General features: G+C 68.4%; 23 protein-coding genes. 11 read left to right on the forward strand and 12 right to left on the reverse strand.

Annotated features, from left to right (window positions below):
* Positions 1-12: 12 nt before the first annotated feature.
* Positions 13-894, reverse strand: a complete 882-nt coding sequence (locus O1Q03_RS34845) for a pirin family protein (protein WP_269509498.1) — start codon at positions 892-894, stop codon at positions 13-15.
* A gap of 243 nt (positions 895-1137) precedes the next feature.
* Here O1Q03_RS34845 and O1Q03_RS34850 point away from each other — a divergent pair, with 243 nt between their 5' ends.
* Complete coding sequence (locus O1Q03_RS34850; protein WP_269509540.1) at positions 1138-2016, forward strand: EamA family transporter; 879 nt, start codon at positions 1138-1140, stop codon at positions 2014-2016.
* A 45-nt stretch (positions 2017-2061) separates the two neighbouring features.
* Here O1Q03_RS34850 and O1Q03_RS34855 read toward each other — a convergent pair whose 3' ends face one another.
* Both O1Q03_RS34855 and tsaE read right to left on the reverse strand, forming a co-directional pair.
* A complete protein-coding gene (locus tag O1Q03_RS34855) occupies positions 2062-3594 on the reverse strand; it encodes an N-acetylmuramoyl-L-alanine amidase (protein WP_269509500.1) in 1533 nt (510 codons plus the stop codon).
* Complete coding sequence (gene tsaE, locus O1Q03_RS34860; protein WP_269509502.1) at positions 3576-4127, reverse strand: tRNA (adenosine(37)-N6)-threonylcarbamoyltransferase complex ATPase subunit type 1 TsaE; 552 nt, start codon at positions 4125-4127, stop codon at positions 3576-3578. Before tsaE ends, O1Q03_RS34855 begins: the two co-directional genes overlap by 19 nt.
* Positions 4128-4144: 17 nt before the next feature.
* Here tsaE and queG point away from each other — a divergent pair, with 17 nt between their 5' ends.
* From queG to xerD, 3 genes are all read left to right on the forward strand, one after another.
* Positions 4145-5380: a tRNA epoxyqueuosine(34) reductase QueG gene (queG, locus tag O1Q03_RS34865; RefSeq protein ID WP_269509504.1), complete on the forward strand. Its 1236-nt coding sequence runs from the start codon at positions 4145-4147 to the stop codon at positions 5378-5380.
* Positions 5381-5443: 63 nt separating this feature from the next.
* Positions 5444-5911: a methylated-DNA--[protein]-cysteine S-methyltransferase gene (locus O1Q03_RS34870; protein WP_269509506.1), complete on the forward strand. Its 468-nt coding sequence runs from the start codon at positions 5444-5446 to the stop codon at positions 5909-5911.
* Positions 5911-6867, forward strand: a complete 957-nt coding sequence (gene xerD, locus O1Q03_RS34875) for a site-specific tyrosine recombinase XerD (protein ID WP_269509508.1) — start codon at positions 5911-5913, stop codon at positions 6865-6867. The genes O1Q03_RS34870 and xerD overlap by 1 nt, the downstream gene beginning before the upstream one ends.
* A 46-nt stretch (positions 6868-6913) precedes the next feature.
* On the opposite strand, the gene O1Q03_RS34880 is transcribed toward xerD, so the two are convergent.
* Positions 6914-8476, reverse strand: coding sequence for a class I adenylate-forming enzyme family protein (locus tag O1Q03_RS34880; protein WP_269509510.1), 1563 nt, complete (start codon positions 8474-8476; stop codon positions 6914-6916).
* Between the two features lie 275 nt (positions 8477-8751).
* Between O1Q03_RS34880 and ybaK the strand changes: the two genes are divergently transcribed.
* Both ybaK and plsY read left to right on the forward strand, forming a co-directional pair.
* The gene (ybaK, locus tag O1Q03_RS34885; RefSeq protein WP_269509512.1) at positions 8752-9243 is read left to right on the forward strand and encodes a Cys-tRNA(Pro) deacylase; all 492 of its coding nucleotides are present in this window, start codon (positions 8752-8754) and stop codon (positions 9241-9243) included.
* A 182-nt stretch (positions 9244-9425) separates the two neighbouring features.
* Positions 9426-10067 (forward strand): glycerol-3-phosphate 1-O-acyltransferase PlsY, encoded by a 642-nt coding sequence (gene plsY / locus O1Q03_RS34890; protein WP_269509514.1) that lies wholly within the window; start codon positions 9426-9428, stop codon positions 10065-10067.
* Positions 10068-10163: 96 nt separating this feature from the next.
* On the opposite strand, the gene O1Q03_RS34895 is transcribed toward plsY, so the two are convergent.
* Positions 10164-10649, reverse strand: coding sequence for a YajQ family cyclic di-GMP-binding protein (locus O1Q03_RS34895; RefSeq protein ID WP_006762345.1), 486 nt, complete (start codon positions 10647-10649; stop codon positions 10164-10166).
* A gap of 136 nt (positions 10650-10785) precedes the next feature.
* Between O1Q03_RS34895 and murB the strand changes: the two genes are divergently transcribed.
* Positions 10786-11835 carry a UDP-N-acetylmuramate dehydrogenase gene (gene murB / locus O1Q03_RS34900; protein WP_269509516.1) on the forward strand — a complete coding sequence of 350 codons (1050 nt, stop codon included), beginning with the start codon at positions 10786-10788 and terminating at the stop codon, positions 11833-11835.
* Between the two features lie 146 nt (positions 11836-11981).
* On the opposite strand, the gene argF is transcribed toward murB, so the two are convergent.
* Entirely contained in the window at positions 11982-12911 is a 930-nt protein-coding gene (gene argF, locus O1Q03_RS34905; protein ID WP_006482207.1) for an ornithine carbamoyltransferase, read from the reverse strand.
* Positions 12912-13336: 425 nt separating this feature from the next.
* Between argF and O1Q03_RS34910 the strand changes: the two genes are divergently transcribed.
* A complete protein-coding gene (locus tag O1Q03_RS34910) occupies positions 13337-13657 on the forward strand; it encodes a DUF3579 domain-containing protein (RefSeq protein ID WP_269509518.1) in 321 nt (106 codons plus the stop codon).
* Positions 13658-13808: 151 nt separating this feature from the next.
* On the opposite strand, the gene rpsT is transcribed toward O1Q03_RS34910, so the two are convergent.
* Positions 13809-14081 carry a 30S ribosomal protein S20 gene (gene rpsT, locus O1Q03_RS34915; protein ID WP_006482211.1) on the reverse strand — a complete coding sequence of 91 codons (273 nt, stop codon included), beginning with the start codon at positions 14079-14081 and terminating at the stop codon, positions 13809-13811.
* A 302-nt stretch (positions 14082-14383) separates the two neighbouring features.
* On the opposite strand from rpsT, the gene murJ reads away from it, so the two are divergent.
* Both murJ and O1Q03_RS34925 read left to right on the forward strand, forming a co-directional pair.
* The gene (murJ, locus tag O1Q03_RS34920; protein ID WP_269509520.1) at positions 14384-15934 is read left to right on the forward strand and encodes a murein biosynthesis integral membrane protein MurJ; all 1551 of its coding nucleotides are present in this window, start codon (positions 14384-14386) and stop codon (positions 15932-15934) included.
* An 8-nt stretch (positions 15935-15942) separates the two neighbouring features.
* A complete protein-coding gene (locus O1Q03_RS34925; protein ID WP_269509522.1) occupies positions 15943-16785 on the forward strand; it encodes a SirB1 family protein in 843 nt (280 codons plus the stop codon).
* A 104-nt stretch (positions 16786-16889) separates the two neighbouring features.
* On the opposite strand, the gene O1Q03_RS34930 is transcribed toward O1Q03_RS34925, so the two are convergent.
* From O1Q03_RS34930 to lpxK, 5 genes are all read right to left on the reverse strand, one after another.
* The gene (locus tag O1Q03_RS34930) at positions 16890-17648 is read right to left on the reverse strand and encodes an SDR family NAD(P)-dependent oxidoreductase (protein ID WP_269509524.1); all 759 of its coding nucleotides are present in this window, start codon (positions 17646-17648) and stop codon (positions 16890-16892) included.
* A gap of 193 nt (positions 17649-17841) precedes the next feature.
* Positions 17842-18504 (reverse strand): adenylate kinase, encoded by a 663-nt coding sequence (adk, locus tag O1Q03_RS34935; RefSeq protein ID WP_269509526.1) that lies wholly within the window; start codon positions 18502-18504, stop codon positions 17842-17844.
* 207 nt (positions 18505-18711) lie between these two features.
* Positions 18712-19503 carry a 3-deoxy-manno-octulosonate cytidylyltransferase gene (gene kdsB / locus O1Q03_RS34940; RefSeq protein ID WP_269509528.1) on the reverse strand — a complete coding sequence of 264 codons (792 nt, stop codon included), beginning with the start codon at positions 19501-19503 and terminating at the stop codon, positions 18712-18714.
* Positions 19504-19622: 119 nt separating this feature from the next.
* Positions 19623-19826 (reverse strand): Trm112 family protein, encoded by a 204-nt coding sequence (locus O1Q03_RS34945; RefSeq protein ID WP_269509530.1) that lies wholly within the window; start codon positions 19824-19826, stop codon positions 19623-19625.
* On the reverse strand, positions 19807-20835 hold the full coding sequence (gene lpxK, locus O1Q03_RS34950; protein ID WP_269509532.1) for a tetraacyldisaccharide 4'-kinase: 1029 nt from the start codon (positions 20833-20835) through the stop codon (positions 19807-19809). Before lpxK ends, O1Q03_RS34945 begins: the two co-directional genes overlap by 20 nt.
* Positions 20836-21285: 450 nt before the next feature.
* Between lpxK and xseA the strand changes: the two genes are divergently transcribed.
* Positions 21286-22313: exodeoxyribonuclease VII large subunit (gene xseA, locus O1Q03_RS34955; protein WP_269509534.1), on the forward strand; the 1028-nt coding region annotated here is incomplete at its 3' end.

Genomic DNA, 22313 nt, shown 5'->3' on the forward strand with positions numbered 1-22313 from the left:
CACGCCCCTTTTTCAACGCGGCTTCGATTCGGGCAGCGGAATCCACTCGGTTTCGCCCGGCACCTTGCCCATTTCCTGGTTCGTCCACGCCTGTTTCGCGCGCTCGATCGCGTCGCGGCTGCTCGCGACGAAATTCCATTCGATGAAGCGTTCGCCGTCGATCTTGTCGCCGCCGAGCAGCATCGCGCGTGCGCCGCTGGCGCTCGCGAGCGTGACCGTCGTGCCCGGCGCGAGCACGGCCATCTGCTCGGCCGGCACCGGCGTGCCGTCGATCGTCAGGTCGCCGTCGACCACGTAGACCGCGCGCTCCTGGTGCGACGCGTCGAGCTCGACGCGCCCGCCGGCCGCGAACTCGGCGGCGACGTACAGCGTGCGCGAGAACGTCGTGACGGGCGAATGCAGGCCGAACGCGTCGCCGGCGATCACGGTCAGCGCCACGCCGTTCTCGTTGCGCGTGGGCAGCGTGTCGGCCGCATGGTGTTCGAACGACGGTTCGGTGGTCTCGTGCGCGAGCGGCAGCGCGACCCAGGTCTGGATTCCATGCACCGTGTGGCCGTTCGCGCGCTGCGCGTCGGGCGTGCGCTCCGAGTGGACGATGCCGCGGCCCGCCGTCATCCAGTTCACGTCGCCCGGCACGATTTCCTGCAGCGAGCCGAGGCTGTCGCGGTGCAGGATCGCGCCGTCGAACAGGTAGGTGACGGTCGCGAGCCCGATATGCGGATGCGGGCGCACGTCGAGGCCGGTACCGGCCGGCAGCGTCGCGGGGCCCATGTGATCGAAGAAGATGAACGGACCGACGAGGCGCGCGGCGAGCGCGGGCAGCGTGCGGCGCACCTGCAGGTTGCCGATGTCGCGGATGTGCGGCTTCAGCACGGCTTTGATCGAATCGGTCATGGCGGGTCTCGTGAGGGCGCGGGGATGCCGGTCATTGTACTGGCCGCGCGGCACCCACGCGCAACGGTGCGGCGCACGCGTGGGCCGGCGAGCGCGGCCCGCGCGGCGATCGTCGGATTGCTGCGCCGCCACGCGTGCAGCCGATTCCATGCGCGCGGTGCAGGTATCGGGCGGCCCGCGCGGCGAAACCCGGTAGACTGGCCGGCTTCAAACGAGCATTCGATGATCGAGGAGACGCCGATGATGGCCCCGAAGGACTTGCTGCTCGCGCTGATCGTGATCCTCGCGTGGGGCGTGAACTTCGTCGTGATCAAGGTCGGCCTGCACGGCATGCCGCCGATGCTGCTCGGCGCGCTGCGCTTCACGCTCGCCGCGGTGCCCGCGGTGTTCTTCGTGCGCCGCCCGCAGATTCCGTGGCGCATGCTGATCCTGTACGGCGCGACGATCCAGCTCGGCCAGTTCGTGTTCCTGTTCACCGGCATGTACGTCGGCATGCCGGCCGGCCTCGCGTCGCTCGTGCTGCAGTCGCAGGCGTTCTTCACGCTCGTGTTCGCGATGCTGTTCCTCGGCGAGCGGCTGCGCGTGCGGAACCTGCTCGGCCTCGCGATCGCCGCGGCCGGGCTCGTCGTGATCGCGGTGCAGGGCGATGGCGCGATGACGCTCGCGGGCTTCCTGCTGACCCTCTGCTCGGCCGCGATGTGGGCGTTCGGCAATATCGTCACGAAGAAGGTCGGCCGTGCGAACCTCGTGTCGCTCGTCGTGTGGGCAAGCCTCGTGCCGCCGGTACCGTTCTTCCTGCTGTCGCTGTGGTTCGAAGGGCCGCGGCGGATCGAAGCCGCGCTCGTCGGCCTGAACGGCGCGTCGATCTTCGCGGTCGTCTATCTCGCGTTCGTCGCGACGCTCGTCGGCTACGGCTTGTGGAGCCGGCTGATGTCGCGCTATCCGGCCGCGCAGGTCGCGCAATTCTCGCTGCTGGTGCCGATCGTCGGGCTCGCGTCGTCGGCGCTGTTTCTCGACGAACACCTGACGCGCGCGCAACTGATCGGCGCCGCGCTCGTGATGGGCGGGCTCGCGGTGAACGTGTTCGGCGGGAAGCTGATGCGCCGTTTCGCGGCGTCGTGACGCGCCGGCACGCAGCGCGTGCCGGCGGCGGGGGAAGGCTGGCCGTCAGGCCATCCGGTTCTTCGCGAGCGGCGGATTCGCGGCGAAATAACGCTTGATGCCGCGGAAGATCGCGTCGGCCATCTGGTCGCGATAGCTGTCGTCGTTCAGCCGGCTTTCCTCTTCCGGATTGCTGATGAACGCAGTCTCGACGAGGATCGACGGAATGTCCGGCGCCTTCAGCACCGCGAACCCGGCCTGCTCGACCGAGCCCTTGTGCAGCTTGTTGATGCCGCCGACTTCCTTCAGCACGTAGCCGCCGTAGCGCAGCGAGTCGCGGATCTGCGCGGTGGTGGACATGTCGAACAGCGCGCGGCTGACGGCCGCGTCCTGTGTCTTGATGTTGATGCCGCCGATCAGGTCGGACGAGTTCTCCTTGTTCGCGAGCCAGCGCGCCGCGGCGCTCGACGCACCGTGGTCGGACAGCGCGAACACCGACGAGCCGCGCGCGGACGGCGTCGTGAACGCGTCCGCATGGATCGACACGAACAGATCCGCGCCGACGCGGCGCGCCTTCTGCACGCGCACGTTCAGCGGCACGAAGAAGTCGGCGTCGCGCGTCATCATCGCGCGCATGTTCGGCGCGCCGTCGATCTTCGCACGCAGCTTCTTCGCGATGTCGAGCGCGATGTGCTTCTCGTACGTGCCGCCGCCGCCGATCGCACCTGGATCCTCGCCGCCGTGGCCCGGATCGATCGCGACCGTCAGCAGGCGCACGGTGCCGCCCTTGCCGGATTTCGGCGCGGTGAACTTGTAGGCATCGGTGTCGTCGTCGCCGTCGTCGCGGCGCGCGATGACGGGCGGCGGCTTGACGGCCGGCTTCGCGGGCGCCGCAGGCGTGGCGGCGGCCGGCGGCGTGCGCGGCGTGGCCGGCGTGTTCTGCGCGAAACGCTGGAAGAACGCGTCGCTGTTGTCGTTGCCCGCTACGGGCGGCGGGGGCGTGCCCGGGCCGGCCAGCGTGGACGGCGGCTGCATCTGCTGCGCGCGCGCGGTGTCGTTGAGCGCCTGTTCCTTGCGTTCCGTCTGCGCGATCAGGTCGGACAGCGGATCGGGCGCGACGGCCGGATACAGGTCGAACACGAGCCGGTACTTGTAGGTGCCCACCGGCGGCAGCGTGAACACCTGCGGCTTCACCGAACCCTTCAGGTCGAACACCATCCGCACGACGTGCGGCTGATACTGGCCGACGCGCACCGACTGGATCTGTGGATCGTTCGGCGCGATCTTCGACACGAGGTCGCGCAGTGCCTGATCGAGATCGAGGCCGCTCAGGTCGACGACGAGCCGGTCGGGGCCCTGCAACAGGTGTTGGCTGTTCTGCAGTGGTTGATCGGATTCGATCGTGACGCGCGTGTAATCGCGTGCGGGCCACACACGCACGCCGAGCACCGACGACGCATGCGCGAGCCGCGGCGCGACGAGACCGAGCACCAGCGACGACGCGCCCGCGCGCAGGATCTGACGGCGCCGCCAGTTGTGCGTCGCGGTGGCCGCCGATTCGATCGAGCGGAACGGTTTGATCAACATCTTTCGAGACATGCCTTTCCTGAAGCGCTGTACGCCCGCATGGTGAGGGCGCGGCCGTCGCCATCCACGTCGAGCGAGAAAACCAGATCGGGCACGCCGAGCAGTGTGCCCGCCTGTTGCGGCCATTCGACGAGACAGATCGCGCTGGAATTGAAATATTCGCGAAAGCCCGCGTCGGACCATTCGGCCGGATCGTTGAATCGATACAGATCGAAGTGATAGACCTCAAGTTCCCCGTCGTCGCGCGCGAATGCGTACGGTTCGACGAGCGTGTAGGTCGGGCTGCGTACGCGCCCGGTGTGGCCGAGGCCGCGCAGGAGCGCGCGCACGACGGTCGTCTTGCCCGCGCCGAGATCGCCGACCAGCTGGATCTGCAGCCCGTTGAACGCATGGGCGTGGGCGAGTTCGCTGCGCGCCGCGTCGAGTGCGTGCGCGAAACGGGCGCCGAAGGCCTCGGTCGCCGCTTCGTCGGCGAGTGCGATCACGCGCTCCGCGAGCGGGGCGGGCAGCGTGTCTGCATGAGGCGTATGGGGCGTGGCTGGCATTCTCGTAAAATAGTGCGATGAACCGATTACCGGAACTCGCCGCATCCGACAGGCCTTCGACTCGTGCCGAAGGCGCGGCGCCGTGCGCGCTCGATGATGCGGCGTTGACTGCGCTCGCCGCTCGCATCAGGGCGTGGGGGCGCGAATTGGGTTTCGGGGCGATCGGCATCAGCGATACCGATCTCTCGGATACCGAAGCAGGCCTCGCCGCCTGGCTGGAAGCCGGGTACCACGGCGAAATGGATTATATGGCGAAACACGGAATGAAACGCGCGCGGCCGGCCGAACTTGTGGCCGGTACGCGACGCGTGATCTCCGCGCGGCTCGCCTATTTGCCGGCCGAAACGCTCGCCGCCGACGCGCCCGATGCGCGATCCGGCACGCTCGCGCCGCACGACTGGCGTGCACGCGAGCGCGCGCGGCTCGACGATCCGCAGGCGGCCGTCGTGTCGATCTATGCGCGCGGCCGCGACTATCACAAGGTGCTGCGCAACCGGCTGCAGACGCTCGCGGAGCGCATCGAGCGCGAGATCGGCGCGTTCGGCTATCGCGTGTTCACCGATTCGGCGCCGGTGCTCGAGGTCGAACTCGCGCAGAAGGCGGGTGTCGGCTGGCGCGGCAAGCACACGCTGTTGCTGCAGCGCGACGCCGGTTCGCTGTTCTTCCTCGGCGAGATCTACGTCGACGTGCCGCTGCCGACCGACGCGCACACGGCGCCCGACACCGCGCCCGAGACGCCCGGCGCGCACTGCGGCAGCTGCACGCGCTGCATCGGCGCGTGTCCGACCGGCGCGATCGTCGAGCCGTATCGCGTCGATGCGCGCCGCTGCATCTCGTATCTGACGATCGAATTGAAAGGCAGCATCCCCGAGCCGCTGCGGCCGCTGATCGGCAATCGCGTGTACGGCTGCGATGACTGTCAGCTCGTGTGCCCGTGGAACAAGTTCGCGCAGGCCGCGCCCGTCGCCGATTTCGACGTGCGGCACGGGCTCGATCGCGCGACGCTCGTCGAGCTGTTCGAGTGGGATGCCGACACCTTCGATACGCGGATGCAAGGCAGCGCCATCCGCCGCATCGGTTATGAAAGCTGGCTGCGCAATCTCGCGGTCGGGCTCGGCAATGCGCTGCGCGCGCCGGCGGATCGGCTCGCATCGGACGCGCGCGACGCGATCGTCGCCGCGCTGCGGGCCCGTGCCGACGACCCGTCGCCCGTCGTGCGCGAGCATGTCGAATGGGCGCTGCGTGCCGCATGAAGACGGCGTAAAGTGTCGGCGGCGCGCGGCGGCGCCGCATGTGTCACAGGTGAGGAGAGGGTCATGTTCAACGCAGTCATCGACGCACCGTTCGGCAAGGTCGGGATTCGCACCGATGCCGCGGTGGTGCGCGAGATCGTCTATCTGCCCGAGTCGATGAAGTCGGTCGATCCGGACTCGCCGCTCGCGAAGCGCGCGGTCCAGCAGATCGAACGTTATTTCGAGCGTGCGTCGGCGCGCTTCGACCTGCCGCTCGCGGAAGTCGGCAGCGCGTTCCAGCATCGCGTGTGGGACGTGATCAGCGACATTCCGCCGGGCACGGTGCTGACCTACGGGCAGGTCGCGAAGCGCATCGGCAGCGCGCCGCGCGCGGTCGGCCAGGCGTGCGGCGCGAACTATTTTCCGCTCGTGATTCCTTGCCATCGCGTCGTCGCGGCGGGCGGCCTCGGCGGCTTCGCGAATCACGACGACGACGGCTATTACCAGAAAGTGAAGCGCTGGCTGCTGGCGCACGAAGGCGTGCCGTACTGATGAGCGAACCGCTGCTTTCCCCCGACGCAGGCGCGGGCGACGACGCGGCCGCGGCATCGCCCGCGCTGCTGGCGAGCCGCGCGTCGATCGACGTGTTCTGCGATGCGCTGTGGCTCGAGCACGGGCTCGCGCGCAATACGCTCGACGCGTACCGACGCGATCTGATCCTGTTTTCCCAATGGCTTGCCGCGACGCACGACGTGCCGCTCGATGCGGCCGACGAAGGGATGGTGACCGGCTATATCTCCGCGCGCAGCGACGGCAAGGCGACGTCGTCGAACCGCCGTTTGTCGGTGTTCCGTCGCTATTACGGCTGGGCCGTGCGCGAACATCATGCGAGCGCCGATCCGACGCTGCGGATCACGTCGGCGAAGCAGGCCGCGCGCTTTCCGTCGACGTTGTCCGAGGCGCAGGTGGAGGCGCTGCTCGGCGCGCCCGACATCGGCACGCCGCTCGGGCTGCGCGATCGCACGATGCTCGAGCTGATGTACGCGAGCGGGCTGCGCGTGAGCGAGCTCGTCACGCTGAAGACGGTCGAGGTCGGCCTCAACGAGGGCGTCGTGCGCGTGATGGGCAAGGGCTCGAAGGAGCGGCTCGTGCCGTTCGGCGAAGTCGCGCACGGCTGGATCGAGCGCTACCTGCGCGACGCGCGGCCGGCGCTGCTCGGTGCGCGCGCGGCCGACGCACTGTTCGTGACCGCGCGCGGCGACGGGATGACGCGCCAGCAGTTCTGGAACATCATCAAGCGCCATGCGCAGCGCGCCGACGTGCGTGCGCACCTGTCGCCGCACACGTTGCGCCACGCGTTCGCGACGCACCTGCTGAACCACGGTGCCGACCTGCGCGTCGTGCAGTTGCTGCTGGGCCACAGCGACATCTCGACCACGCAGATCTACACGCACGTCGCGCGCGAGCGGCTCAGGACGCTGCACGCGCAACACCATCCGCGCGGCTGATCCGCTGCGTGTCGGGCGATTCGCGCGCGGGTACGCAAGTTGCGCGTTACGCGAGTTCGCGCAGCTTGTGCTTGAGCACCTTGCCGGTCGACGCGGCCGGCAGCGCATCGAGCACGCGAATCTGCGCAGGGCGCTTGTACGGCGCGAGCCGTTCCGCGCACCATGCGTGCAGCGCGGCCTCGGTCGCTGCCGCGCCCGGCATCAGCTCGACGAACGCGAGCACTTCCTCGTTGCCCTCGACCGCACGGCCGATGACGGCCGCCTGCACGACGTCCGGATGCGCGTTCAGCACCTGTTCGACTTCGACCGGATACACGTTGAAGCCCGAGCGGATGATCAGCTCCTTGCTGCGGCCGGCGATCGTCACCGCGCCGTCCGCTCCCTGCCGGGCGAGATCGCCGGTGCTCAGCCAGCCGTCGGGCGACACGGCCGCGCGCGTCGCGTCGGCGTTGCGGTAATAACCGAGCATCACGTTCGGCCCGCGCACGCGGATTTCGCCCACTTCGCCCGGCGGCACGTCGGTGCCGTCCGGTGCGACGATCCGCATTTCCACGCCCGGAATCGGCACGCCGACCGAGCAGTCGGTGCGCGGCGCGTCGAGCGGCGTCTGCGTGATCGTCGGGCTGCTTTCCGTCATCCCGTAGCCGTTGTGCAGCGGCACGCCGTACACGCGCTCGACGCGCGCCTTCAGGCCGGCATCGAGCGGCGAGCCGCCCGAATACGCGAAGCGCAGCCGCGGCGCGCGCCACGCGTGAGCGTGCGTATGCAGATGCTCGAGCAGCTTTGCGTGCATCGCGGGCACGCCCTGGAAGATCGTCACGCCTTCGTCGGCGAGCGCGACGCGCACGGTCTCCGGCGCGAAGCGCGGCGCGAGCCGCAGCGTCGCGCCTGCATACAGGCTGCCGAGGCACACCGATGCGAGCCCGTACACGTGCGACACGGGCAGCACCGTGTACACGACGTCGTCGGGCGACACGCGGCGCAGCGTGCTCGACGTCGCCGCGATGAACAGCAGGTTGCGATGCGACAGCATCACGCCTTTCGGCGCACCCGTGGTGCCGGTCGTGTAGATCAGCGCCGCGCATTGGGCGGCGCCGTCGGCCGCCACGGGCTCGTCGGGGGCGTTCGGGTCGAGCCGGTGCGACCACGCGCCGATGTCGATCGACAGTGCGTCGGCCGGCGTCGCGTCGTAGCGCGCCGCGTGCGCGCGCGCATCGGGCGACGCTTCCGTCGCGAAGGCCAGCAGTTTCGGCTGCGCATGCGCGGCGATCGCATCGAGTTCGCCTGCCGACAGCCGCGCGTTCGTCATCAGCGCCCATGCGTCGACGCGGGCGGCCGCGAACAGCAGCACGATCTGCGCGACGCTGTTTTCGGCCACGATCATCACGCGGTCGCCGCCGCGCACGCCGAGGCTCGCGAGCCGCTCGGCCGCCGCGTCGACGGCCCGCGCCAGCTCGCCGTACGACAGGCGGCGCGCGTCCTCGATCAGCGCCGGATGCGCGGGCGCGCGCGCGGCCCAGCGGGCGGGCACGTCGGCGATGCGATCGGGCAACGCGGCGAGCAGGGCCGCGACGTCGAGCGGCGCGGATGAGCGGTCAGACGAGGTCATGGCGTCTCCAGTGGAAGGGCCGGGCGGCGGCACGGCGATATTTGCGAACGATCGTGCCATGGCGGCGCGTCCGCCACAATCGGCCAATCGGGCAATAACGCGTCGCACGCGCCGCAATGATGGCGCGTCGCGGGGCGAGCGTTGCGCCGGTGCCGGAGGGGCTGCGAGCAGGGGCCGCGAGTATACCGCCGCAGCGCCGCGCATTCGCGCGAGCGCATGACGGACGATCGTGCAATGGCGCCCGCCCATCGGTCGTTCGCCATTAAAATGCCGCCATGAGCAAATCCAGACACGTGTCCGAGACACCCGCGACCCAGCTGCTGCGCCGCCACGGCGTCGCGTTCGGCGAGCATCCGTACGAATACGTCGAGCACGGCGGCACCGGCGAATCGGCGCGCCAGCTCGGCGTCGACGAACACAGCGTCGTGAAGACGCTCGTGATGGAGGACGAGCACGCGAAGCCGCTGATCGTGCTGATGCACGGCGATCGCACGGTATCGACCAAGAACCTCGCGCGGCAGATCGGCGCGAAGCGCATCGAGCCGTGCAAGCCCGACGTCGCGAACCGCCACTCCGGCTATCTGGTCGGCGGCACGTCGCCGTTCGGCACGCGCAAGACGATGCCCGTGTATGTCGAATCGACGATTCTCGAATTGCCGACGATCTACCTGAACGGCGGCCGCCGCGGCTATCTCGTGAGCCTCGCGCCCGCGGTGCTCACCGCGCTGCTCGGTGCGACGCCCGTGCAGTGCGCGAGCGTCGACTGAGGGTTTCACCTTCGTGGCAGGCCGTGCTCGTTCGGTAGAATGAGCGCCGTTTCGGCTGGTCGGCCCGCGTGGCCGGCCGCCACGGCCTGCCGGCGGTGCGTCGCGACGGCGCCTGCCGCAACCGGCCGGCACGCCGTGTCCGGCCGTCCCTTCACCGATACGTTGAAAGAAGAGTTCTCCGCATGCAGATCCTGCTCGCCGCACTTGTTGCCTACCTGATCGGTTCGGTGTCGTTCGCCGTCGTCGTCAGCGCCGCAATGGGCCTGGCCGATCCCCGTTCGTACGGGTCGAAGAATCCCGGCGCGACCAACGTGCTGCGCAGCGGCAACAAGAAGGCCGCGATCCTGACGCTCGTCGGCGACGCGTTCAAGGGCTGGATCGCCGTCTGGCTCGCGCGGCGCTTCGGGCTGCCCGACGTCGCCATCGCGTGGGTCGCGATCGCCGTGTTCCTCGGCCACCTGTACCCGGTGTTCTTCCGCTTCCAGGGCGGCAAGGGCGTCGCGACCGCGGCCGGCGTGCTGCTCGCCGTGCACCCGGCGCTGGGGCTCGCGACCGCGCTGACCTGGCTGATCATCGCGTTCTTCTTCCGCTATTCGTCGCTCGCGGCGCTGGTGGCGGCCGTGTTCGCGCCGCTGTTCGACGTGTTCCTGTTCGGCATGCCGCGCCACAACCCGGTCGCATGGGCCGTGCTCGCGATGAGCGTGCTGCTCGTGTGGCGTCACCGCGGCAACATCTCGAAGCTGCTCGCGGGGCAGGAAAGCCGGATCGGCGACAAGAAGAAGGCAGCGGCCGACGGCGGCGCGCAGGACGGCGGGAAAGCCTGAGGGAAGGGGTGACTGCTGCCGCCCGCCGGGGCGCCTCGCATGCGCGGGGCCCGGCGGCGCGGTGTGACGGGTCGATCGTTGCGGCCGACCGCGCGGTCAGTCGCGGAAGTTGTTGAAGTCGAGCGGGGTGTCGGTCACGTCCTTGCGCAGCATCGCGATCACGCTCTGCAGATCGTCGCGCTTCGTGCCGGCCACGCGCACCGCGTCGCCCTGGATGCTCGCCTGCACCTTGATCTTGCTGTCTTTCACGAGCCTGACGATCTTCTTCGCGAGGTCGCCCGTCACGCCTTTCTTCACCGTGACGATCTGCTTGACCTTGTCGCCGCCGATCTTCTCGACCTTGCCGTAGTCGAGGAAGCGCACGTCGACGTTGCGCTTGGCCAGCTTGTTGATCAGCACGTCCTTGACCTGGCCGAGCTTGAAGTCGTCGTCGGCGAACAGCGTGAGCTCGCGCTCCTTCTGCTCGACGCGCGCGTCGGAGCCCTTGAAGTCGAAGCGCGTCGAAATTTCCTTGTTCGACTGCTCGATGGCGTTCTTCACTTCGATCATGTTCGCTTCGGAAACGACGTCGAACGATGGCATGGCATTCTCCCTTGAGATGCGGGCGCCCGGCTCGCGCGCGGGCACTCGCTATAATTGCGGACTGTTTGCCATTTTACCGATGCCCCTTCGTTTGCCCAAGGCCGGCCGTATGCCTGCCGGGCGGACGTGACCGCGAATGCCGATGCTTCCTGACGATTCCGCCCTGTCGCTGCTCCCCGACCATCCGCTCGCCGCGCACAACACGTTCGGCATCGACGCGCGCGCGCGCTTCGCCGCCCGCATCACGGATGCGGCGCAGTTCGCGGCGCTGCATCGCGACCCGCGCGTCGCGAACCTGCCGCAACTCGTGCTCGGCGGCGGCAGCAATATCGTGTTCACGCGCGATTTCGACGGCGTCGTGCTGCTCGACGAGATCGCCGGCCGTCGCGTCGTGCGCGAAGACGACGACGCGTGGTACGTCGAGGCCGGTGGCGGCGAGACGTGGCATGCGTTCGTCGCATGGACGCTCGAACACGGGATGCCGGGCCTCGAGAATCTCGCGCTGATTCCGGGCACCGTCGGCGCCGCGCCGATCCAGAACATCGGCGCGTACGGCCTCGAGATGAAGACGTATTTCGACTCGCTGGTCGCCGTCGAGCTCGTGACCGGGCGCAGCGAGCGTTTCGACGCCGCGTGCTGCGCATTCGGTTATCGGGACAGTTTCTTCAAGCGGGACGGGCGCGGCCGCTTCGCGATCGTCGCGGTGACGTTCCGGCTGCCGAAGCAATGGACGCCGCGGCTCGGCTACGCGGACGTCACGCGCGAACTCGCTGCGCGCGGCATTGCGGCCGACGCGGCGACGCCGCGCGACGTGTTCGACGCGGTCGTCGCGATCCGTCGCGCGAAGCTGCCCGATCCGCTCGTGCTCGGCAACGCCGGCAGCTTCTTCAAGAATCCGGTGATCGACGCCGCGCAGTTCGATGCGCTGCGCGCACGCGCGCCGGACGTCGTGTCGTATCCGCAGCCCGACGGGCACGTGAAGCTCGCGGCCGGCTGGCTGATCGACCGCTGCGGCTGGAAAGGGCGCGCGCTCGGCGCCGCGGCCGTGCACGACCGGCAGGCGCTCGTGCTGGTCAATCGCGGCGGCGCGACGGGCGCCGACGTGCTCGCGCTGGCGCGTGCGATCCAGGACGACGTGCACACGCGTTTCGGCGTCGAGCTCGAGCCGGAACCGGTCTGCCTGTAACGCGGGCTTTCATTCGGCGCTTGCGTTCCCCGCTTCCATTCCTCGCTTTTATTTCCGTTGTGCCGACACAAACAAAAAGCGCCGATCAACGATCGGCGCTTTTTTTCGGTTGCCGCCGGATTGCGGCGGCAGCGCGCGTGCTGCGCTCAGTGCTTGAGGCGGCCGAGCAGCAGGAACTCCATCAGCGCCTTCTGCACGTGCAGGCGGTTTTCCGCTTCGTCCCACACGACGCTTTGCGGGCCGTCGATCACACCGGCCGTCACTTCCTCGCCGCGGTGCGCGGGCAGGCAGTGCATGAAGAGGGCATCCGGATTCGCATGGCCCATCATTTCCTCGTCGACGCACCAGTCGGCGAACGCCTGCTTGCGTGCTTCGTTCTCGGCTTCGAAGCCCATGCTCGTCCACACGTCGGTCGTCACGAGATCGGCGCCCTTGCATGCTTCGTTCGGATCGTCGAATACCTCGTAGAACGGCGCGCTGTCCGGCGACACCAGCTTCATGTCGAGCGCATAGCCCGGCGGCGTCGACAGGCGCAGCTTGAAGCCGAGGATCTGCGCGGCTTCGATCCACGTGTACAGCATGTTGTTCGCGTCGCCGACCCACGCGACCGTCTTGCCGGCGATCGGGCCGCGGTGCTCGTAGTACGTGAAGATGTCGGCGAGCACCTGGCACGGGTGGTATTCGTTCGTCAGGCCGTTGATTACCGGCACGCGGGAATTCTGCGCGAAGCGCGTGATCACGTCCTGCTCGAACGTGCGGATCATGATGATGTCGACCATCCGCGAGATGACCTGCGCGGAATCCTCGACGGGCTCGCCGCGGCCGAGCTGCGTGTCGCGCGTGCTCATGAAGACCGCGTGGCCGCCGAGCTGGAAGATCCCGGCCTCGAACGACAGCCGCGTGCGCGTCGAGCTCTTCTCGAAGATCATCGCGAGCGTGCGGTCGTGCAGCGGGTGATAGGTCTCGTAGTTCTTGAACTTGCGCTTCAGGATACCCGTGCGTTCGAGCACGTACTCGTAGTCTTCCAGCGAGAAATCCTTGAACTGCAGGTAGTGACGAATGGTTTTGGCGGTCATGAAACGAAATACGGCGGGTCTCACCCGGCAGCGAGGCCGGACGGCGCCGCCGTCGGGTGTGAATAACTCAAAGCAGCATAAAGGATTTTCTGTGCTTTGACGAGCCACGACGAAAACCGGGGCGCGATCTGAGCCGGTCGGGCTCGGGTGCCGGAAGGTGTCGGAAGAGGGCCCGCGAGACGACGCGCGATGCCGCGCTGCGGTATAATCCGAAAGTTTTCTCCAGCCCGGCAGGCAAGCCGTTTCGCGCTCTGCCGGACACAAGCCGTGCGCTGCACAAAACCGGTGCGGCGCGCCGGTGGCGCGCATCGAAGGCCTGTCTTTTCGGGTATCGGCGCGCTTGCGCCGCCGTCCACTCCAGCTTTGTGTTCGCGTATCCAGGCGCTGTCGCCTGGGCATCGCCGGGCCGTCACTTGGGTAACCACATGGCTGAAACCCCCCCGACCGAATTCTTCATCCAGGGCATCACGAAAGACGGGAAAAAGTTTCGCCCGAGCGACTGGTCGGAGCGTCTGGCCGGCGTGATGGCCTGTTTCGGGCCCGGTGCGAGCGGGCCGAACGCACGCCTGAAATATTCGCTGTACGTGCGCCCGACCATGATCGGCGACCTGAAATGCGTGATCCTCGATTCCCGGCTGCGCGACGTCGAGCCGATGGCATTCGATTTCGTGCTGAATTTCGCGAAGGACAACAACCTCGTGGTCACCGAGGCGTGCGAACTGCCGGACTACAACGAGAAGAAGTGAGTGCGGCGGGCGAGGGCGCTTCGCGCGTGCAGCGCGCGCCCGACGCCCGGCCGGCATGAGGTCCGGACGACGCGCAGCAAAAAGCCCGCCTAGGCGGGCTTTTTTGCGATCGCAGGAAACAGGAGCGCCCGCCGAAGCGGGCACGCCGGAATTACGCTGCTGCCTGCAGACCCTTGACGGCTGCGGCGAGGCGGCTCTTGCTGCGAGCGGCCTTGTTCTTGTGAACGATCTTCTTGTCGGCGATCGTGTCGATCGTCTTCACGGCAGCCTTGAACAGCTCGGCAGCCTTTGCCTGGTCGCCGGCTTCAACAGCCTTGCGGACCGACTTGATCGCGGTACGGAATTTCGAGCGCAGCGCCGAGTTGTGCGAATTTGCCTTCGCGGCTTGGCGGGCGCGCTTGCGTGCTTGTGCGGAGTTAGCCATGACGGTTCCTTATCCTGTCCTTTTTCCAGAGCTTGGAGCCTGACGGCCAAGCGCTGCTTTTCGATCCGTCCCCTGAGAGCGATTGCCCAGGGGCGCATAAAAAACGGTGATTTTAACCGAGGCCGAGACATGAAAACGACAGGCGCCGTGCATGTACAGGCTCAGAAACCGGCAATTATAGCAACAAAATCAAGAGCGTGGCAAGTTCAACGTGACATCGGCCGGATGCGGCGCCGGCGGCGCGCGCGCTTTTCGGCATCCGTCCGCGCCGGGTCGCGCAACGTCCGTATAATGAGCGCCCCATGAATCTATTCCGAGCCCTGCTGACGGTCAGCGGCTTCACGCTGCTGTCGCGCGTGACCGGACTGGCCCGCGAAACGCTGATCGCCCGTGCGTTCGGCGCCAGTCAATACACCGACGCGTTCTACGTCGCCTTCCGTATCCCGAACCTGCTGCGCCGCCTGTCCGCCGAAGGCGCGTTCTCGCAGGCGTTCGTGCCGATCCTTGCCGAGTTCAAGAACCAGCAAGGGCACGATGCGACCAAGGCGCTCGTCGATGCGATGTCGACCGTGCTCGCCTGGGCACTCGCCGTGCTGTCGGTCGTCGGGATCGCCGGCGCGTCGTGGGTCGTGTTCGCGGTCGCGTCCGGCCTGCACACCGACGGGCAGGCGTTCCCGCTCGCGGTCACGATGACGCGGATCATGTTCCCGTACATCGTGTTCATTTCGCTGACGACGCTCGCGTCCGGCGTGCTGAACACCTACAAGAGCTTCTCGCTGCCCGCGTTCGCGCCGGTGCTGCTGAACGTCGCGTTCATCGCCGCGGCCGTGTTCGTCGCGCCGCACCTGAAGGTGCCGGTCTATGCGCTCGCGTGGGCCGTGATCGTCGGCGGCGTGCTGCAGTTCCTCGTGCAGCTGCCGGGCCTGAAGAAGATCGACATGGTGCCGCTGATCGGCGTGAACCCGTTGCGCGCGCTGCGTCATCCGGGCGTGAAGCGCGTGCTCGCGAAGATGGTGCCGGCGACGTTCGCGGTGTCCGTCGCGCAATTGTCGCTGATCATCAACACCAACATCGCGTCGCGGCTCGGGCAGGGCGCGGTGTCGTGGATCAATTACGCCGACCGCCTGATGGAATTCCCGACCGCGCTGCTCGGCGTCGCGCTCGGCACGATCCTGCTGCCGAGCCTGTCGAAGGCGCACGTCGACGCCGATTCGCACGAATATTCGGCGCTGCTCGACTGGGGGCTGCGCGTCACGTTCCTGCTCGCGGCGCCGAGCGCGCTCGCGCTGTTCTTCTTCGCGACGCCGCTGACCGCGACCCTCTTCAACTACGGCAAGTTCGACGCGCATACCGTCACGATGGTCGCGCGCGCGCTCGCGACCTACGGGATCGGCCTCGTCGGCATCATCCTGATCAAGATCCTCGCGCCGGGCTTCTATGCAAAGCAGGACATCAAGACGCCGGTTAAGATCGCGATCGGCGTGCTGATCGTCACGCAGCTGTCGAACTACGTGTTCGTGCCGCTGATCGGTCACGCGGGCCTCACGCTGAGCATCGGCGTCGGTGCGTGCCTGAATTCGCTGCTGCTGTTTCTCGGGCTGCGCAAGCGCGGCATCTACCAGCCGTCGCCGGGCTGGCTGCGCTTCTTCGTGCAGCTCGTCGGCGCGGCGCTGGTGCTTGCAGGCCTGATGCACTGGTGCGCGATCAACTTCGACTGGACCGGCATGCGTACGCAGCCGCTTGACCGGATTGCGCTGATGACCGCGTGCCTCGTGCTGTTCGCTGCACTATATTTCGGTATGTTGTGGGTGATGGGCTTCAAATACGCTTACTTCAGAAGGCGCGCCAAGTGACGACCGCAATGACCCGCGTCCTCGACTACTTCAGCACGCTCGTGGCGGACGACGACAGTCTGCCCGTCACGGAAGCCGCGCTGTCGCTGGCGCAGGACGCGTATCCCGACCTCGACCTGCAGGGCACGCTCGCCGAACTCGACATGCTGGCCGCGCGGCTGCGCCGCCGGCTCACCGACGATGCGGACCTGAAGGCGCGCGTCGCCGCGCTCAACGAGTTCTTCTTTCGCGAACTCGGCTTCGCGTGCAATCACAACGACTACTACGACCCCGATAACAGCCACCTGAACGCGGTGCTGAAGCGGCGGCGCGGGATTCCGATTTCGCTGTCGGTGCTGTATCTGGAACTCGCGGAGCAGGTCGGCGTGCCGGCGCGCGGTGTATCGTTCCCCGGCCATTTCCTGCTGCGTGTGACGCTGCCGGACGGCGACCTGATCATCGACCCGACCAACGGTCACTCGCTGTCCGAAGCCGAGATGGTCGAGATGCTGGAGCCGTATGTCGCGCGTGCGGCCGGCGCGGTCGACAGCGCGTTGCGCGCGCTGCTGCAGCCGGCCACGAGCCGCGAGATCATCGCGCGGATGCTGCGCAACCTGAAGACGATCTATCTGCAGACGGAACGCTGGCAGCGGCTGCTCGCGGTGCAGCAGCGGCTCGTGATCCTGCTGCCCGAACAACTCGACGAAGTGCGCGATCGCGGTTTCGCGTACGCGCGGCTCGATTACCTGCGCCCGGCGCTCGAGGATCTCGAGCAGTATCTCGGCGAACGGCCGGATGCGGAGGATGCAACGGTCGTCGAGTCGCAGGTGACGGAATTGCGGCAGCGGATGCTGCGCGACGACGACGACTGAGCCACGCGCGGCCGTGCCGCAACCGGTAACCGTCAACCGGCAGCCAGCGGCCAGGACGAAAACGCCCGCATTGCGGGCGTTTCGCATTCGCACCGGTTCGCGCGTTACTTCGGCTGCATCCGGATCGCGCCGTCGAGGCGGATCACTTCGCCGTTGAGCATCGGGTTCTCGACGATCTGACGCACCAGCATCGCGTATTCGTCCGGTTTGCCGAGCCGCGGCGGGAACGGCACCATCGCGCCGAGCGCGTCCTGCACGTCCTTGGGCATGCCGAGCAGCATCGGCGTCTCGAACAGCCCCGGCGCGATGGTCATCACGCGGATGCCGTGGCGCGACAGGTCGCGCGCGATCGGCAGCGTCATACCCGCGACGCCGGCCTTCGATCCTGCATAGGCGGCCTGCCCGATCTGCCCGTCGTATGCGGCGACCGACGCGGTGCTGACGATCACGCCACGTTCGCCTGCATCGTTCGGCGCGGTCGCGGCCATCGCGGCGGCCGCGAGCCGGATCATGTTGAAGGTGCCGACCAGATTCACGCTGATCGTCTTCGCGAACACGTCGAGCGGATGCGCGCCGTCCTTGCCGACGGTTTTCGCGGCGGGCGCGATGCCCGCGCAGTTCACGAGGCCGCGCAGCGTGCCCGCGTGCGTGGCGGCATCGACGGCCGCCTGCGCGTCGGCCTCGCCGGACACGTCGCAGCGCACGAATACGCCGCCCAGTTCGTTCGCGAGCGCCGTGCCGGCCGCCTCGTTCAGGTCGGCGAGCACCACCTTGCCGCCCGCCTGCGCGAGCATGCGCGCCGTTCCCGCGCCGAGGCCCGATGCGCCGCCGGTGATCAGAAAGACGTTGCCGCGAATCTCCATGACAGTCTCCTTGGTGGGCCGATGCCGGTCGATCGGCTGAAAGCCGGTACGCGCCGGTGTCCGGCACGGATGCATGCGGACGATTGTACGGGGCGTCATCGCGCGGCGGCCAGACAAGCGCGGTCGTGCGAATCGCGGCCGGGCGAAAAAAAGCCGCCCGGGAAGGGCGGCTTGCGGGTGCGCGACGCAGTGCTTACTTCAGTGCGTCGAATGCGCGCTCGCGGATTTCGTCGACGGTGCCGAGGCCCGAGATCTTCCGATACTGCGGCGCCTTCAGGCCGTTTTCCTCGCCGCGCTGTGCCCAGTCGCCGTAGTACGTGATCAGCGGCTTGGTTTGCGCTTCGTACACTTCGAGACGTTTTTTAACGGTTTCTTCCTTGTCGTCGTCGCGCTGGATCAGCGGTTCGCCCGTCACGTCGTCCTTGCCCTCGACCTTCGGCGGGTTGAACTTCACGTGATACGTGCGGCCCGATGCCGGGTGCGTGCGGCGGCCGCTCATGCGCTCGACGATTTCCGAGAACGGCACGTCGATTTCGAGCACGTAGTCGATCGCGACGCCCGCTTCCTTCATCGCGTCAGCCTGCGCGATCGTGCGCGGAAAGCCGTCGAACAGGTAGCCGTTCGCGCAATCCGATTCCTTCAGGCGCTCTTTCACGAGGCCGATGATCAGCGCGTCCGGCACGAGCTTGCCGGCGTCCATGTAGCCCTTCGCCTCGACGCCGAGCGGCGAGCCGGCCTTGACGGCCGCGCGCAGCATGTCACCCGTCGAGATTTGCGGGATGCCGAACTTTTCCTTGATGAAGTTTGCCTGGGTGCCCTTTCCCGCGCCGGGCGCGCCCAACAGGATCAAACGCATGGTGATATCTCCGGTATGTAGATTCGTATGGCGAGACGCAAAGGCGTCGACGACGACGTGCGCGGCGCTTGCCTGGTGCGCGGCGAACCGGTCTGATGCGGCGCGTCGTCGTGAGCGACGCGCGGCTGCCGGACAGGACCGCGGCGGGGGCAAGCGAGGGCGCGCGGGTCGCGGACGGCTCGCACAATCGCTTGATTATGCCATGGGTTATTTTGAAGTCGGCTGAAAAAGGGCCTGCACGCGCGCGAGATCGGCCGGCGTGTCGACTCCGGCTGCCGGCGCCTCCTCGGTGATGAGCACGGCGATGCGCTCGCCGTGCCACATCGCGCGCAGCTGTTCGAGCTGCTCGGCCTGCTCGATCGGCGCCTGCGCGAGCGACGGATACGTGCGCAGGAAACGCGCGCGATACGCATACAGGCCGATGTGGCGGTAGACCGGGAAAGCCGGTGCAGGCATGGCCGCGACGTCCGGCCAGTGCGACACGTATGCATCGCGGCTCCACGGAATCGGCGCGCGCGAGAAGTACATCGCGACGTCGCGCGCGTCGAGCGCGACCTTCACGACGTTCGGGTTGAACACGTCGGCCGCGTCGTGGATCGGATGGGCCGCCGTCGCGATCGCGCAGTCCGGATGGGCCGCGAGGTGCGACGCTACGTCGCGCACCAGCGCCGGGTCGATCAGCGGCTCGTCGCCCTGTACGTTCACGACGACGGTGTCGTCGCTCCACCCGAAGGTCGCCGCGACTTCCGCGAGCCGGTCGGTGCCGGACGGGTGGTCGGCGCGCGTCAGCACCGCTTCGAAGCCGTGATCGCGCGCCGCGTCGAGCACGCGTTGCGCGTCCGACGCGACGAGCACCTGCTGCGCGCCGGCCTCGCGCGCGCGCTCGGCGACGCGCACGACCATCGGCTTGCCGCCGAGATCGGCGAGCGGCTTGTTCGGCAGGCGCGTCGACGCGAGCCGGGCAGGAATGACGGCGATGAAGGGCTGCGGATGAGTCATCGGGGTTCGGCGGTGAGAAGGGCGGGGCGGGCGGCGCCGCGGAAGCGGGCCGCCCGGAACAGCACGGCGCGCGGCCGCGGACGGGCCGCGATCGTGCGCCGGTTCAGCGGCGCGGCGGCTTAGCTGCCGGCGGGGCCGGCCGGATCGACCGGCGTGCCTTCGACGGTCTGGCGCGCTTCGTCGACGAGCATCACGGGGATGCCGTCGCGGATCGGGTAGGCGACCTTGTCCGCGTTGCAGATCAGCTCCTGCGCGGCGCGGTCATAGTGGAGCGGGCCTTTGCAGATAGGGCACACAAGGATTTCAAGCAGGCGAGCGTCCACGGAGTTTCTCCACAACGAGGGCAATGAGGCGAGGATCGAGCGCGGCTTCGACGGGGACGACCCACAGCCGAGCGTCGCGCCAGGAAGCGCCCAATTTTACTGCATCCTTCTCGGTGATCAGGATCGCGTCGACCGCGTCGTCGACGAACGGATTGTCGGTGAACGCGTAATGGTCGGGCAGCGCGCGCGTCGCCGGCGCGAGGCCGGCCGCGCGCAGCGTCGCGAAGAAGCGCTCCGGCGCGCCGATGCCGGCCGCGGCGAGCACGCGCTCGTTCGCGAACTGCGACAGCGGGCGGCGCAGCGTCGGCTGGTCGAGGTGCCAGGCGGCGCCCGGCGTCAGCGCGAGCGCATACGTGTCGGGCCACGGCGGCAGCGCGCCGCTGTACGGATCGTTGACGAGGGTCGCGTCGCGGTGGCGCGACAGCGGCTCGCGCAGCGGGCCGGCCGGCAGCAGGAAGCCGTTGCCGCCGAGCCGGTGGTCGAACACGACGAGCTCGACGGTGCGCGCGAGGCGATAGTGCTGCAGGCCGTCGTCGCTGACGATCACGTCGACGTCCGGATGCGCGGCGCGCAGCGCCTGCGCGGCCGCGACGCGATCGGGGCACACCCACACCGGCGCGCCGGTGCGGCGCGCGATCAGCAACGGTTCGTCGCCGGCCGCGCCCGGGCGCGACGCGGGCGTGACGGCGGTCGGCGCCTTCACGTTCGCGCCGTAGCCGCGCGACACGACGCCGGGCGTGAAGCCGGCGGCGCGCAGCGCATCGACGAGCGCGATCACGGTCGGGGTCTTGCCGGTGCCGCCGACGGTCACGTTGCCGACCACGACGACCGGCACGCCGACGTCGACCGGTTGTTTCCAGCCCTGCGCATAGGCGGTGCGCCGCAGCGCCGCGCACAGGCCGAATACGCACGCGAACGGCGTGAGCGCCCACGCGAGCGCGCCGCGCCGCTGCCATTCGCGTGTCAGGTGCGCTTCGAGCCGCGCGAGCGGGCCGCCGGGCGCGCTCATCGGGCCGGGCGCGGCGCGTCGGGCGCCGCGGCGTGGGACGGATTCGTCAAGGCGGATTCTCCGTTGGGCGGCGCATGCCGCAAGGTCTTCGGAAGGCGGCACTCTAGCGCGTCGCACGCGGGCGCGGCAAGCGCGGCCGGGCCGCAGGCTCGACGGGGCCGGATCGGCGCGGCCTGTGGATAACTCTGTGAAAAACTGCCGGGGCGTTCGCGCTGAACGTCCGCCCGGCGGGCATCGAATCGGAGATGTATCCTTTCGTAAGGTTCAAAAATTCATAAAAATCAATGCGTTACTTTAAATCATCTGGTTTTTTACGCGCGTTTTAAGGGATTTTGGCGGACGATTGCCAGAATGTGGACACATTCCGCGCTGCGCGGCGCAGACGGCCGGCGCTGGACGCCGCGCGCGTGTCGGACTATCGTGTCGCCGCCAGCATTCATCCGACCGCCCATGTCCTTCGACTCCCCTTTTTCCGCTCCCGGCGCCACTCGCGGCGGCGACGAAGTGATTCCCGTTTCGGCGCTCAACCGTGCCATTTCGACGATGCTCGAGCGCTCGTTTCCGCTGCTGTGGATTTCGGGCGAAGTGTCGAATTTCACGCGCGCCGCGAGCGGCCACTGGTATTTCTCGATCAAGGACCAGCAGGCGCAGATGCGCTGCGTGATGTTCCGCGGTCGCGCGCAGTACGCCGAATTCACGCCGCGCGAAGGCGACCGGATCGAGGTACGCGCGGTCGTCACGATGTACGAGCCGCGCGGCGAAGTGCAGCTCAACGTCGAGGCCGTGCGGCGCACCGGGCAGGGGCGCCTGTACGAGGCGTTCCTGCGCCTGAAGGCGCAGCTCGAAGCCGAAGGGCTGTTCGCGCCCGAGCGCAAGCGCCCGTTGCCGACTCACCCGCGCGCGATCGGCATCGTCACGTCGCTGCAGGCCGCCGCGTTGCGCGACGTGCTGACCACGCTCGCGCGCCGCGCGCCGCACATTCCGGTGATCGTCTATCCGGCGCCCGTGCAGGGCGCGGGCTCGGCCGAGAAGCTCGTGGCGGCCGTGCAGGCCGCGAACGCGCGGCGCGAGGTCGACGTGCTGCTCGTCTGCCGCGGCGGCGGCTCGATCGAGGATCTGTGGTCGTTCAACGACGAAGCGCTCGCGCGTACGATCGCCGCGAGCGAGTTGCCGGTGGTCAGCGGCGTCGGCCACGAAACCGATTTCACGATCGCGGACTTCGCGGCCGACCTGCGCGCGCCGACCCCGACCGGCGCGGCGGAGCTCGCGAGTCCGCAGCGCGCACTGCTGCTGCGCGAGGTCGCCGACCGGCAGCGCGCGCTCGCGCGCTGCCTCGAGCGCGGGCTCGAGCAACGCGCGCAGCAGCTCGACTGGCTCGCGCGGCGGCTCGTCAGCCCCGCCGAACGGTTGAAGCGGCAGCGCACGCACGTCGAGCAGCTGGCGGTGCGGCTGGCGTCGGCGGCGTCGCGGCCGGTGCG

Source organism: Burkholderia sp. IMCC1007 (assembly GCF_027257875.1).
Classification (GTDB): Bacteria; Pseudomonadota; Gammaproteobacteria; order Burkholderiales; family Burkholderiaceae; genus Burkholderia.

What these genes read in the sequence shown, in the direction of transcription:
- O1Q03_RS34845 (WP_269509498.1), bottom strand. Translation starts at nt 894, where the DNA reads ATGACCGATTCGATCAAAGCCGTGCTGAAGCCGCACATCCGCGACATC.
- O1Q03_RS34850 (WP_269509540.1), top strand. Translation starts at nt 1,138, where the DNA reads ATGGCCCCGAAGGACTTGCTGCTCGCGCTGATCGTGATCCTCGCGTGG.
- O1Q03_RS34855 (WP_269509500.1), bottom strand. Translation starts at nt 3,594, where the DNA reads ATGTCTCGAAAGATGTTGATCAAACCGTTCCGCTCGATCGAATCGGCG.
- tsaE (WP_269509502.1), bottom strand. Translation starts at nt 4,127, where the DNA reads ATGCCAGCCACGCCCCATACGCCTCATGCAGACACGCTGCCCGCCCCG.
- queG (WP_269509504.1), top strand. Translation starts at nt 4,145, where the DNA reads ATGAACCGATTACCGGAACTCGCCGCATCCGACAGGCCTTCGACTCGT.
- O1Q03_RS34870 (WP_269509506.1), top strand. Translation starts at nt 5,444, where the DNA reads ATGTTCAACGCAGTCATCGACGCACCGTTCGGCAAGGTCGGGATTCGC.
- xerD (WP_269509508.1), top strand. Translation starts at nt 5,911, where the DNA reads ATGAGCGAACCGCTGCTTTCCCCCGACGCAGGCGCGGGCGACGACGCG.
- O1Q03_RS34880 (WP_269509510.1), bottom strand. Translation starts at nt 8,476, where the DNA reads ATGACCTCGTCTGACCGCTCATCCGCGCCGCTCGACGTCGCGGCCCTG.
- ybaK (WP_269509512.1), top strand. Translation starts at nt 8,752, where the DNA reads ATGAGCAAATCCAGACACGTGTCCGAGACACCCGCGACCCAGCTGCTG.
- plsY (WP_269509514.1), top strand. Translation starts at nt 9,426, where the DNA reads ATGCAGATCCTGCTCGCCGCACTTGTTGCCTACCTGATCGGTTCGGTG.
- O1Q03_RS34895 (WP_006762345.1), bottom strand. Translation starts at nt 10,649, where the DNA reads ATGCCATCGTTCGACGTCGTTTCCGAAGCGAACATGATCGAAGTGAAG.
- murB (WP_269509516.1), top strand. Translation starts at nt 10,786, where the DNA reads ATGCCGATGCTTCCTGACGATTCCGCCCTGTCGCTGCTCCCCGACCAT.
- argF (WP_006482207.1), bottom strand. Translation starts at nt 12,911, where the DNA reads ATGACCGCCAAAACCATTCGTCACTACCTGCAGTTCAAGGATTTCTCG.
- O1Q03_RS34910 (WP_269509518.1), top strand. Translation starts at nt 13,337, where the DNA reads ATGGCTGAAACCCCCCCGACCGAATTCTTCATCCAGGGCATCACGAAA.
- rpsT (WP_006482211.1), bottom strand. Translation starts at nt 14,081, where the DNA reads ATGGCTAACTCCGCACAAGCACGCAAGCGCGCCCGCCAAGCCGCGAAG.
- murJ (WP_269509520.1), top strand. Translation starts at nt 14,384, where the DNA reads ATGAATCTATTCCGAGCCCTGCTGACGGTCAGCGGCTTCACGCTGCTG.
- O1Q03_RS34925 (WP_269509522.1), top strand. Translation starts at nt 15,943, where the DNA reads ATGACCCGCGTCCTCGACTACTTCAGCACGCTCGTGGCGGACGACGAC.
- O1Q03_RS34930 (WP_269509524.1), bottom strand. Translation starts at nt 17,648, where the DNA reads ATGGAGATTCGCGGCAACGTCTTTCTGATCACCGGCGGCGCATCGGGC.
- adk (WP_269509526.1), bottom strand. Translation starts at nt 18,504, where the DNA reads ATGCGTTTGATCCTGTTGGGCGCGCCCGGCGCGGGAAAGGGCACCCAG.
- kdsB (WP_269509528.1), bottom strand. Translation starts at nt 19,503, where the DNA reads ATGACTCATCCGCAGCCCTTCATCGCCGTCATTCCTGCCCGGCTCGCG.
- lpxK (WP_269509532.1), bottom strand. Translation starts at nt 20,835, where the DNA reads ATGAGCGCGCCCGGCGGCCCGCTCGCGCGGCTCGAAGCGCACCTGACA.